Origin of the sequence: Caecibacter sp. AF58-12pH5A (assembly GCF_027681725.1) — a bacterium.
Classification (GTDB): Bacteria; Bacillota; Negativicutes; order Veillonellales; family Megasphaeraceae; genus Megasphaera; species Megasphaera hominis.
In genome coordinates, this window is sequence record NZ_JAQDBC010000007.1 from 412 (window position 1) to 12,838 (window position 12,427).

Genomic DNA, 12,427 nt, shown 5'->3' on the forward strand with positions numbered 1-12,427 from the left:
GCGCAGGCCGACCGGTACGAGCCAGAGGTTGGCTGTGTCGCCGTCGTGGTGAATTCCCAAGCTATCTGTGTAGTCACCGAAGTCGAGGTGTGCGTAGCGGAGTCCTACGTGCGGTGTAAGAGTGCCTTTTCCGGCCTTGTAATTTTGCTCAGCCCGGACGCCGGCACTGAAGGCGTTCGACGATACGGATCCCGTCAGTTCGTTGAGGCTGTTGTATTGGGTAATATCATTCTTGCCGTGGAGCCAGGAGATGTCGCCCAAGTACGTCGTCTTGCCTCTAAGGAGGCGGCCATAGAGGCTCAGTCCGTAGTAGTCAGCGTCATTACTTGTCGCTGCCGTTGCCGTATTGCCGTCTATGGAACCATCAATGTACGTGAATGCGGCACCGGCTACGGCGTTGTGTTTCTTGTAGAAGTCCGAGCCGACGATGACGCCGTTGTACTGTGCGTCATAGGTAGCTCCGCCGAGGCCTGTGAGACCCAGACCACTGATGTCTTCCTTCGCATGGAGGTAGTGTGCCCAAATGTCCGTGTCCTGATCGCTGCGGTCGAGGCCGGCCAGGTGGTTCATCACTGCCGAATCAAAGAGGTTATTAGCTGTATACAGGCCGTGCTGCACGCCTGCAAGTTCTGTCATAGCGGCGGCGCTGTTGATGGCGTTTGCCTGTTGTGCTGTCGTCGGGTTGATCAGGTCGTTAGCAGCGGTGTTAAAGAAGCCGGCTGCCTTGCCGTTCGCGGCTACACCGGCCGTGACGACGGCCGGATCTACGAGGCTGTTGCCATAGACCTGGCTGGCGTCCTGGGCTTCTGCCTTGACGGAGAACTGGCTCGTGCCGTTGCCATCAGCGCCGACGAGCTTGAGGAGCTTGTTGTGGACGAGGACGTTTGACGGCGAGGCTGCACCAGAATCGCTGTACCAAGCGTTGTTGGATTTGACGTCCGTACCACTCAGGATGTTGTACGTCGTGCCACTCGTAGCACCATCAATATAGAGCTTGGCACCGTCATCGATACTGACACTCTGGACGTTGGTCAGGGCTGCGGGCTGGCTGCCGGAGACGGCATTGCCGTTGACCATCATGAGGGAATTGGCACCCATCTTGAAGTTACCAGCTTCAAGACCGCTGTTGGCTGTACCGGCACTGTCGACGACGATACTATTCGTCTTAAGGTCCTGGCTGGTATTGACGTAGAGGGCGGAAAGAATGCCGTCGCTGCCCCAAGAGAGGCCCGTGTCAGCAAAAGCCTTTTCAGCGATGGATGTATCCTTTGCGCCCAAGGTGAGGGTAGAGTTCTGGCCGACAACCAGCTTCGAGTCAGATACGCTGCTAAGAGCGGCTTTAGATCCGTCGCCAATTTCTTGTCCTTCCTGCCATACCGGGTCAAGGATAAAGGTACCACCGTTCATATTGATGCTGTCAGCACTGATTTGAGCTGCTGTCGTATCAGTACCGACATTCAAGACCGCTGTTCCGCTGTCACCTGTTGCTGTAATGTCGCCGCCAACGGCTACGTTACCGGTAATGGTAGACGTGCCAGATGTGTTCAGGTCTTTGGCGACGCTGACCGTACCGGACTGGGCCTGGAGATTCGTGCCGGCAAGGTTGACACTTCCGGCTACATTGGTGGTGCCATTCGTTGTTACTGTACTGCCACTGCCTGTCGTCAGATCGCCGGAAACGGTAGTGATGCCGTTCGTTGTTACGGTACTGCCACTGCCTGTTGGCAGGTCGCCAGAAACGGTGGTCGTACCGTTCGTTGTAACCGTGCTGCCGCTGGTCGTGGAGAGGCTCCCATCAACAGTAGTCGTGCCGTTCGTCGTCAGGGTACCGCCGTCGTTGACGTTGACATCACCTGTGACGTTGACCGTACCGGAAATACTGGACGTGCCGCTCGTCGTGAGACCCTCAGCCAAGGTGACGGAACCCGTCTTAGCCGTGAGCTGCGAGTTTGTCAGGCTGACGTCGCCCGTGACGGTGGTCTGGCCGTTGGTCGTAACCGTACTATCCGTAGCGGCGACTGTAGCGTTGACGTTAAGTGCCTGATTGTCTGTTACGGCGCTGTTGCCGATCGTCAGGGTACTGCCCGAGTTGAGAGCCACATTGGCCTGGGCATTATCGGTTGTTTGAATGACATCGGTTGTCGTGCTGCCGCCGAGAGTGAGGTCCTGGCCGTTGGTGACGGTGACACTCTTAGCATCGCCAAGGGTGAGAGCTGAAACACTGAAGCCTTCGGCTACGCCTGTTGTATTGTCGTTTGTAGCAGCTGCATCACCGACGACGAGGTTCGTGTTTCCCGTAGTGACACTAACTGTATCGAGGGACGTATCGCTGCCGATGGCGCTGGCTGTATCGACACTGACCGTGCCTTGGACACTGCCGGAGTCAACGAGGTTCCCCGTCATGACGAGGCCTGTATTGCCGAGGTTGCTCAGGATGCCTTGAATGTTCGTCAAGTATTTGTAGCTGTAGTTATCACCCAGGGACAAGGTGCCGGCTTTGAACACGAGGGAATCCGCTGCGCCCGTCGTAAGTCCATTATCCGCCGGTGTTGTCGTGGCAATCGTGTTGGCGTCTGTAAAGATCTGATTTGCCGTTGTTGCTAACGTAGCCGAGCCGTCGAGAGTTACTTTACCGCCGCCGGTGATGGCGTCGGAGAGCGTCGGTGCTGCGAGTGTACCACCTGTGAGGGTAACACCGCTCGTGTTGTCGACGTTGATCTTGCTCAGGCTCAGATTGCTGCCGCCTAAGGAAACGGCTGCTTTATTGGCTGCCGAAACGGTGCCGCCGATGGTGGCATTCGCTGCCGTAACCGTAGCGGCGTCGGCTTCAAGGTTACCGGAAATAGTCAGGAGGCCTTGGGCATTGAGGGACGCACCGTGGTTGACGGTCACGTTTTGCGCCGTAGTCGTCGTCCCTGCGGCTGTGACTAACGAGCCAATCCCGTTGGGGACGCTACGGGGATTTCCTTCATCAGAAGTTACGGTCAGCGTACCATCGCCGTTATTTGTATGCGGAATATCGCCTACGGTGTATTTGGCATCGAGGTCACTAACGGTAACATTACCCATGTTCAGCGTACCTTGCTGTACGGTATACGTATTGTCGATGAGCAAATCCGGAACCAGGTTTACCGTACCACCATCGATAGTGAAGAGACCGTGATATTTGTTCAGGTTGCTGTTGATCGTCAGTGTACCTGTACCGGTTTTCGTCATGTACGGCGTAGCCAGACTCGCCGTAAAGCCCACCATGGGAACGAAGCTGGAAATGGTGTCTTCATTACTCGTGGCCGGCGTTGTCTTGCCAATAGTCAGGGTTGCGTCATTTTCCACATCAAACGTAGCGGACGTATTCGGATCCATGGCGAGGAAACCACCGCTGGTCGTAGCGATGTGGGCATTACCAATGTCATCGACGCGCTGGTAATTGCCATCGATAGCTTTGACATCATTGCCCGTATAGGCACCGTCTTTTGTGGCGATGAAGGTAACTGTTGTAGGGATCGTATAGGGATATTTTTTACCATCGACGATGGCCGTATTGCCCTTATAGTCCGTATAGACAGCACCGCCGTAAGCAAATCTGCCTTCAGCCGTATTATCCGTAATTGAGACATCTTTAAAGGTAGCATCTGTGCCCTTTAGGAACATGGCGCCACCACCGGCGCGGGCATAATCATAATCTGCAATAACCTTGTTTCCGGAAATCGTCGCGTTATCAAAGGTGATTTTCTGACTCACCGGAGCCAGCTGTTCGGCACTGAAAAATCCTTCGCCATAGAGGCCGCCGCCTAAAGCGGTCCACTGTCCGGTCGTCGGATGCAGCGTATTATCTTTTAATTCGGTAATCGTCAGGTTTTCCGTTAGGAGTTTATTGCCATAAAACGTCGTCGCTTCTGTCGTGTTATCAATTGCAATGGGTTTCGTCGTATCGTATTGATCCGTCACAATCGCCGCCTGCGCCGTTCCGGCCATACCTGCCAACCCTATAGTTCCTGCAACGAGCAGGCTTGTCAGGATTTGCCTTCTCAGGCGTTTTGAATTAGTCGTTCTCATAATCAAGCACTCCTCTCACACTGTAATGTTATGGTTTATATCATTAGTAATATATATTGAAATAATTTAAATTCTTTCTTAACTACATAATAACTCTTATAAATTAGTAATTCAAGTTATAATAAGTTTTATTTTTACTCTACAAATATTTGTTCTTATATAAAATTTATTTTATTACATAATATTCAATAAAACTCCTATTTTATTCCATATAAAGCTATTTTATTTTATAAAAATACGTTAAAAGAACTTATGGAAATTTTTATACCATTAAAGAATTAAAAATACTATAGTTTATTTTATATCAGAAATAAGATTTTAATTACTATAAACGATAAAATATATCATTATAGTAGAAGATAAACAGATGGATAATTTAGTATTATACAAATGGACATAAAACAAAATTATTTGCGCCTTTCTCAATAAAGACAGATGTGAAAAAGGAGCTGTATTGATGAATATGGAGTGTTTGGACATACTGGTTTACGGTTTGAAATGAGCTTCTATCGTCATGTCTTAGCCACGCTACTCCGTTCCGCCTCTATTCCCTGTTGCCCGCAGGAAGTATCTTGCTACTTGGGTGGCCTCTCTCCCTCGCGGCCTCATGTATCTATTCACTTTTAGGGCTACTCCGTTTCGCCTCTATCCCCTGTTGTATAAACAACGGGTACTTTCCCCCCCCAGGGAAAGCTGTGTTAGCTTCACTCTTTTTCCTGCATGTAGTATAATGTTAGGTATCTTAGATTATGAAGGAGAATATACCTTGAAGACCCTTCTGACCACCTTAAATGCCAAATATGTCCAGTCGTCTCTGGCTCTGCGTTGTTTGCGTACGAGTTGTGAAAAGCTGGGCTACAATGGCGTCGTTACGGCAGAATATACGATTAATCACAATGCCTACGATATTCTGCGCCATATTTATGCTTTTCACGCCGACGTGATTGGCTTTTCTTGTTACATTTGGAATATCGAAATGACGTGCCGCATCATCACGCTCATCCGTCAGGTTCTGCCTGACGTCGTGATTTTTGTAGGCGGCCCGGAGGTTTCTTATACGGCAGCAGAGACGCTGCGCGATTGTACCGACATCGATTACGTCCTCCAAGGTGAAGGGGAGGAAATGGTGCCGGCTTTTCTGCGTGCCCTGGAAGCAGGTGAGAACGCGACGGCTGTACCGGGCGTTATGGGCCGCGTAGACGGGAAAATTACAGGGGTTCCCTGGTTCCGCGAGGTGGCTGATTTGGATACGCTGCCCTTTCCCTATGCCGGTGAAGATTTGTCAGCCTTGGAGCATCACATTATTTACTACGAAAGCTCCCGGGGCTGTCCCTTCCACTGCCAGTATTGCCTTTCCGGCAATGATGATGCCGTACGTTTCCGCTCGGTCCCCTTGGTCATTAGCGAGCTCGAGCAGTTTGTCGCTGCCGGTGTCCATCAGGTAAAATTCGTAGACCGCACGTTCAATTGCAATCCCAGTCATTACCGGCCCCTTCTGGAATACATGATCGGAGTCGAAAAGCCTGTCAATTTCCATTTGGAAATCGAGCCCGGTGTCCTCAGCGATGCCGACCTGGACCTGCTCAGCCAGGCGCCTAAGGGGCGGGTACAGCTGGAAATGGGTATTCAGTCGACGTATGAGCCGACCTTGACGGCGATTCACCGTCATAACGACTGGCCGCGTATTACGGAAATCATGGAACGACTGACTGCTTTGGGGACGATTCATCTTCATCTGGACCTCATCGTCGGCCTGCCTTACGAAGATTACGGCCATTTGCAGCAGTCCTTCAACGACATTTACAGCCTGAAACCGCATAAGCTGCAAATCGGCTTCTTAAAGCTCCTCAAGGGCTCAGGCATTCGCCGTGATTATCTGGCAGAGTACCGCTTTGACCCGTGCGGCCCCTACGAGGTCCTGGCTACGACGTGGCTCCCTTACGAAAAGGTACAGTTCCTCAAGGTCTTTGAAGACGTCTTTGAACGGACGTACAATTCCGGTAAGTTTACGCACGTCCTGGCCTATGTGAGCCGTTTTTACGATGATAACGTCTTTGCCTTTTACGCCGCCATGACCGAAGCCTGGCTGGCCCAGGGGAAGGACCGCATTGCCGTGGCCGACGCGGCGCTGTGCGAATTTCTCTGGCACTTCCTCACGACCTGTACACGCCTCGATGAAGGTACGTTGGCCGTAGCGAAGGAACTCTTGGCTCTCGATATGCTGACGGTCTTTTCCTTCCGTTTGCAGCCGTCTTTCCTCGGCTGGAGCGAAGCGCCACGGTCGGAAACGGACAGCCTCTTCCGGGACGAAAAACGGATGCAGGCGTACCTTGCGGACTATCATTTTACCAATTGGCGGGATCTGAAAATGCGCTACCGCATTTGGCCCGTCAGTGCTGCCGCGAAGGCTGAGCTCATCAGTACGGCAGCTGTACCGGAAGGTCCGGCGTGGCTCCTGGCAGAAAAGAAAAAAGACGGCGTCACGTGGCAGGTTATTCCGCGTACACCGGCTGTGGATTAAGAAAGGACATTCATGGAACGATATAACGTATATTCTACCTTTTTAAAGGAAACGTACGGAGAAAAAGTATATAAGCTCCTTATCAGTATTCCCGATACGTGCCCGAACCGCGACGGCACACTGGGGGTGCGGGGCTGTGTGTTTTGTGGCTCCATTGGCGCAGGCTACGAAAACCTGCCAGCGTCTATGACCATTGAAAAGCAGATCGAAGCCAACATTGCCCACATTGGGCCCAAATACAAGGCAAAGAAATTCATTGCCTATTTCCAGAATTTTACCTATACGTACTTGCCGCCGGACCGCTTCCGCCAGTACCTCATCGAAGCGTGCCGGCCGGGCATCGTCGCCTTGGCTATTGCCACGCGGCCGGATTGCCTGAATGAAACGTATCTCGACATTATGGCTGACGTAAAGAAAAGGTATGGTGTAGATATTCTCGTCGAGCTGGGCCTGCAGACGGCGAATTACAAAACCTTACAGAAAATTAACCGCGGTCATACACTGGCCGAGTATATTGAAGCCATGGTTATGCTCAAGGACTATCCCTTCCGCAACTGCACGCATGTCATCATTGGCCTGCCCGGTGACACGGAAGAGGATGTCGTCGAAACGGCCAAGATCATATCGGCATTGCCGTCCCACGAAATCAAGCTGCACGCCTTGTACGTCATTAAGAATACAGTCCTTGCCGACTGGTATCACGACGGTCAGGTCGGGCTGATTTCCGTAGAGGACTACGTGCGCCGCGTCGTGACCTTCCTCGAATACACGCGGCAGGATATCGTTTTTCAGCGCCTCATCGGCCGGGCGCCGCAGGAAGCAACGGAATTTGCCAACTGGGGCATGGGCTGGTGGCGTATTCGCGATATGATCGATGCCGAGCTGGTACAGCGTGACACGTGGCAAGGGAAGAAATGCGATTACCTGCACGGCAAGGCTGTACGCAAATTTATGAGCAATCCGGAAAAGGAGAGATGACGCCAACATATGGAAAAACGACTGACTTTTACAGATAGTATGGAAGCCCGCAATGTGCTGGGAGCAAAAGACGAATTCTTTCGCATTTTGCAGAAGGAGTTTCCCGACTGCCGCATGACAGCCCGCGGCAATGAACTGCTCTTTATCGGTGACGAAGAGGTCATCATGCCGCCCATGAAGGTCGTTGCTATCCTGCGCGAGCTGAACCGGGAAAACACGTACCTGACGACGCAGCACGTCCGCTATTCATCGGATATGATCCGCCAGGGCAGGGAAGAAGAGCTGCGTGATATTTACGCCGATACGGTGAGCATTTCTGCCCGCGGCCGCCTGATCAAACCGAAGACGGCCGGCCAGAAGCGCTACGTCGACTCCATCCGCCGCAACCTCGTCACCTTCGGTATCGGACCGGCCGGGACAGGCAAGACGTATCTCGCCGTCGCCTTGGCGTCGTACTATCTGAAAAACAGGGAAGTCGAACGGATCATTCTCACGCGCCCTGCCGTCGAAGCCGGTGAAAAGCTGGGCTTTTTGCCAGGGGACCTGCAGGAAAAGATCGATCCGTATCTGCGGCCGTTGTATGATGCCTTGGCCGATCTCTTTGGCTATGATCAGTTCCAAAAGCTCATTGCCCGCAACATCATCGAAGTAGCGCCCTTGGCGTACATGCGCGGTCGTACTCTGGAAGAGTCGTTTATCATCCTCGATGAAGCCCAGAATACGACGCGGGAACAGATGAAGATGTTCCTCACGCGTATGGGCAATCACTCGCGCGTCGTCGTCAACGGCGATACAACGCAGATCGACTTGCCGAACCAGCAGCAGTCAGGCCTTACGGAAGCAGAAAAAATACTCAGTCACGTACCGGGCATTGGCGTCATTCATTTTTCAGACGCTGACGTCGTCCGTCACGATATGGTAGGCCGTATTATCCGCGCCTATGCCGATTATTACAAGGAGGAAGACAAATGAAGATCAACATTAACTACCGCGACGAAGCTGACAAACAGGAACAAAATGAAGAAGTCATCGAACGGGTCTGCCAGGAAGCAGCCTTGGTCTATGGCCTCGGTCCTAATGCGGAAATCAGCATTCTCCTCTGTCATAACGAATATATCCACGAACTGAACAAGCAGTACCGCAATATAGACCGGCCGACAGACGTCTTGTCCTTTGCCCTCAACGAAGGGGAAGAAGACGGCTACGATGGCCCTGATACGGCACTTTTGGGAGATATCGTCATTTCTCTTGATAAGGTGCAGGAACAGGCTGACGAATACGGCCACTCCTTTGAACGGGAATTGGCCTATCTGACCATTCACGGTATGCTCCATATTTTGGGCTACGACCATATGGAACCGGATGACAAGACAGAAATGCGCAAGGAAGAAGAATTTATCCTCACGCGGCTGGGCTATGTCCGCCCGGGAGAAGACTTGTGATCGCCGCGGCAGACGCCCAGCGACTCATCAAAGCAGCCAGGGAAACGCAGGCGCAGGCCTACGTGCCCTATTCCCAATTTTCACGCCGGCGCCGCCGTACTCGGTGCTGACGGTACCATCTTACAGGCTGTAACGTAGAAAATGCGTCGTACGGCCTGACTATTTGTGCCAAACGGAATACTATTTTTCACGCCGTCGTCTGTGGCTGCCGTCATTTTGTGGCCCTTGCCATTACCGGCGACAACAAGGACCTGACTGCCCCGTGTGGTGCGTGCCGTCAGGTTATGGCAGAATTCAAGATCCCCGAAGTGATTTTGGCACGGCCTGATGGTTCCTATGAGGTCTATCCATTGCAGAAATTATTACCGTTAGCTTTTGCTGACACTACGATGAAGGAGTAATTATGAGCGAACAGTTTAAATCCGGTTTTGTTGCCGTTGTGGGCCGGCCGAATGTTGGCAAGTCCACATTGATTAACCATATTATTAAGCAGAAGGTGTCCATCGTTTCCGATAAGGCCCAGACGACGCGGAACCGTATCCTCTGCATTCACACAGACGACGAATGCCAGATCGTATTTCTCGATACGCCGGGCATTCACAAGCCTAAGCACAAGCTGGGCGAATTCATGGACGAAGCAGCATACCAGTCTCTGCAGGATATTGACGCCGTTCTCTTCCTCATTTCGGGTAATGAAAAGAAGGGCCCGGGCGACTTCTTCGTCCTCGATAAATTAAAGGGCGTCAAGGTACCGGTCTTCCTGGTCATCAACAAGGTAGACCTCATGAGCCACGAAGAAATCTTCCAAAAGATTACGGAATATAAGGAGCTCTATCCTTTTGCCCAAATCATTCCCATTTCGGCCCTCACCGGAGACAACGTCGACGCTGTCCTGACGGAGCTGAAGAAGTGTCTGCCTGAAGGGCCGAAGTATTTCCCGGACGACATGATTACAGACCAGCCGGAACGGCTCCTGGCCGGGGAAATCGTGCGGGAAAAGCTCTTCCAGTGCATGCGCGAGGAAGTGCCGCATTCCATTGCCGTTTATGTCGATGAAATGAAGGACCGGGGCCACAATAAGGTCTATATCCGCGTAACGGTCTACGTCGAACGGGACTCGCAAAAGCGCATCGTCATTGGCAAAAACGGTACGGTCCTCAAGGAAGTCGGCCGCCTGGCCCGCCAGGAAATCGAAAACGTCCTGGGTTCGTCGGTCTTCCTCGATATTTGGGTCAAAGTGAAGAAGGATTGGCGTAACCAGCCGTCAGCCCTCAGTGAATTCGGCTATAAGAACGAATAGAAGGAGAGATTTATCATAGATATGCAATGGCAAGATTTGGCAGAATACCTGTTGCTCCTCATTCCCTGCATTATCGTCAGCAACCTCTGCGTTATGGGCAAGTTTTCCTTTGTCCAGTTGCGCCGTGAGGCCGTTGAGGAAATGGCGCGCAATGGCGACCGGAAGGCACCGTTTCTGCTGAAATTATACGAAAAACCGGCCCTCTTCTTAGGTACGGCCCAGGTTGGCATGGTCACTGCCGGCATGGCCTCCGGCGCGGTTATCGCCTATGTCTTGTATCATCTGCAGCCCCTCTTGTGGCAGGTTATGCCGGGCTGGGCGGCGATTATCGTCAACATTTGCCTGGTCCTTGCCGTCTGTTTCTGCCTCTGGGTCTTTGGCGAGCTCGTACCGAAGTCCGTAGGCCTCCAGAGCCCGGAAAAAAGTCTCAAACGGGTGAGCCATTTTCTCTATTGGTGCAGCCGTCTCTGTTATGGCTTTATTGCCTGCGGTAACTGGCTCGGCCAGGTCATCCTGCGGCGGCAGAATCTCGATGTGACCAATGAAATCGACATGGTCCACTCGGAAGATGAAATCCGCATGCTCGTTACGGCCAGCCATAAGGAAGGGAAGCTCGATACGGTAGAAAGCGAGCTCATTGACAACGTCTTTGACTTTGCCGACCTCCTGGCCAAGGAAATCATGGTGCCCCGGCAGGATATGGTCTGTCTCTACGTAGAAGAGAACATGAACCAGCATCTGAAGACGCTGCGCCAGTCGCGGCATACGCGCTATCCCCTCTGCCAGGGCGATAAGGATCACATTATTGGCCTCGTGCACATTAAGGATTTCATGGATGCCTACATCCATAAGCGGAGCAACCTGCGCCTTATCAACAGGCCCATCCTCATGGTGCCGGAAATCATGCCGGCAGCCCAGCTCCTGCAGCTCATGCGGCGGCGCCGTACATATTTGGCCATCGTCGTCGATGAATACGGCAGTTCTGTCGGGCTCATCGGCCTGGAAGATATTTTGGAAGAGCTCGTAGGCAATATCCAAAACGAGCATACTGTGGAAAAGGAAGAAATCCAGCCCCTTGAAAACGGGGCCTACGAATTTGCCGGTACGGTCCTCTTGGAAGACGTGCAGGACCTGCTGCACATTCCTGTAGAAGAGGATGTCGATGCCGACACCATCGGCGGCTATGTCTTTTACCTCTTAGGCCATACGCCAGCCGTTCAGGAAGAAACGCGTATCGGCTCGTACCGCTTTCAGGTCATGGAGGTCCAGGGCTTCCGCATTTCCCGCCTGAAGGCGACGCCTATGCCGGAAGAAGCGCCACCAGAAGCAGAGGAAGAAAAACATGGTGAGGACTAACTTTTATGGCCAGAAGACGCACCACTACGACGGCATCATCCTGCGCCTGCGCAAGGGCTATTCCCGCCAGCTCTCCCTGACGATTTTTACGCGCCAGGCCGGGCTCCTGCAATTTCTCGTACCGAAGGGCAAAAAAGGCTATAACCAGGGGTTTGGCAGTCTTGTAGAGCTCTCGGTTGTGACCTTTGAAGGCTACGAACGGCAAGGGAGCCACTTTATTACGGAATACGAAAGCCGTGGCAGCAGCCTCCTGGCCGATCTTTCGTGGGATCGCTACGTCTATACCCAGGTCTTCACGGAAATGGTCCTGGCCTTAGTGCCGCCGGAAGCGCCTGACGATAGCATGTACGACTTGATCTTGCGCTATATCGAGGCTATTGCTGCGCGCAACGTACGCGTGGCGACGATCATTGCCGGCTGGCAGCTTACGGCCTGTGCCGGCTTTCAGCCTGATACGGAAACGGTCCGCGTCTACCGCTATCCTGGCGAAGCACCGGACGGACAGATACGCTATTACTTCAGTGATCACGACGAAGAAAATATGCCGCTTGTACCTGTCGGCGAACCTGTACGCCGCCTTTGGCAGGCTCTCATCACTTATGACTGGCAGCACGCAGCACCTATGCAGCTGCCGCGCAAGGACCTGGCCCTGCTGGAACAATTGCTCTACAGCTACATCGAAGACGTAAGCGGCAAAGACCTGAAATGCCGCAAGGCGTTAATGGAATAGCAACTGGCTACGCAAAGACCCCCATGCTCAGTATGAGCATGGGG

General features: G+C 52.6%; 10 protein-coding genes. 8 read left to right on the top strand and 2 right to left on the bottom strand.

Features of this window, described 5'->3' with window-relative positions:
- Positions 1-4,056 (bottom strand): beta strand repeat-containing protein (locus PGX44_RS04960; protein WP_498854473.1); only part of this gene is annotated, 4,056 nt, incomplete at its 3' end.
- 766 nt (positions 4,057-4,822) lie between these two features.
- Between PGX44_RS04960 and PGX44_RS04965 the strand changes: the two genes are divergently transcribed.
- The 4 genes from PGX44_RS04965 to ybeY are packed head-to-tail and all read left to right on the top strand — an operon-like array spanning position 4,823 to position 8,997.
- Positions 4,823-6,577, top strand: a complete 1,755-nt coding sequence (locus PGX44_RS04965) for a B12-binding domain-containing radical SAM protein (protein ID WP_498854474.1) — start codon at positions 4,823-4,825, stop codon at positions 6,575-6,577.
- Positions 6,578-6,589: 12 nt separating this feature from the next.
- Positions 6,590-7,555: a tRNA modification radical SAM protein MnmL/YtqA gene (gene mnmL, locus PGX44_RS04970; RefSeq protein WP_498854475.1), complete on the top strand. Its 966-nt coding sequence runs from the start codon at positions 6,590-6,592 to the stop codon at positions 7,553-7,555.
- A 9-nt stretch (positions 7,556-7,564) separates the two neighbouring features.
- Positions 7,565-8,527, top strand: a complete 963-nt coding sequence (locus PGX44_RS04975) for a PhoH family protein (RefSeq protein WP_498854476.1) — start codon at positions 7,565-7,567, stop codon at positions 8,525-8,527.
- Positions 8,524-8,997, top strand: coding sequence for an rRNA maturation RNase YbeY (gene ybeY / locus PGX44_RS04980; RefSeq protein ID WP_498854477.1), 474 nt, complete (start codon positions 8,524-8,526; stop codon positions 8,995-8,997). The genes PGX44_RS04975 and ybeY overlap by 4 nt, the downstream gene beginning before the upstream one ends.
- Before the next feature lie 80 nt (positions 8,998-9,077).
- On the opposite strand, the gene PGX44_RS04985 is transcribed toward ybeY, so the two are convergent.
- Positions 9,078-9,212 carry a hypothetical protein gene (locus PGX44_RS04985; protein ID WP_498854478.1) on the bottom strand — a complete coding sequence of 45 codons (135 nt, stop codon included), beginning with the start codon at positions 9,210-9,212 and terminating at the stop codon, positions 9,078-9,080.
- Between PGX44_RS04985 and PGX44_RS04990 the strand changes: the two genes are divergently transcribed.
- From PGX44_RS04990 to recO, 4 genes are read left to right on the top strand one after another with little or no spacing between them, the layout of a single operon-like run.
- Complete coding sequence (locus PGX44_RS04990; protein ID WP_498854549.1) at positions 9,159-9,398, top strand: cytidine deaminase family protein; 240 nt, start codon at positions 9,159-9,161, stop codon at positions 9,396-9,398. The two genes, PGX44_RS04985 and PGX44_RS04990, sit on opposite strands and share 54 nt — an antisense overlap.
- A gap of 2 nt (positions 9,399-9,400) precedes the next feature.
- Positions 9,401-10,297, top strand: a complete 897-nt coding sequence (gene era / locus PGX44_RS04995) for a GTPase Era (protein WP_498854479.1) — start codon at positions 9,401-9,403, stop codon at positions 10,295-10,297.
- 21 nt (positions 10,298-10,318) lie between these two features.
- Positions 10,319-11,653 (top strand): hemolysin family protein, encoded by a 1,335-nt coding sequence (locus PGX44_RS05000; RefSeq protein WP_498854480.1) that lies wholly within the window; start codon positions 10,319-10,321, stop codon positions 11,651-11,653.
- Positions 11,640-12,383, top strand: coding sequence for a DNA repair protein RecO (recO, locus tag PGX44_RS05005; RefSeq protein WP_498854481.1), 744 nt, complete (start codon positions 11,640-11,642; stop codon positions 12,381-12,383). Before PGX44_RS05000 ends, recO begins: the two co-directional genes overlap by 14 nt.
- Positions 12,384-12,427 lie beyond the last annotated feature (44 nt).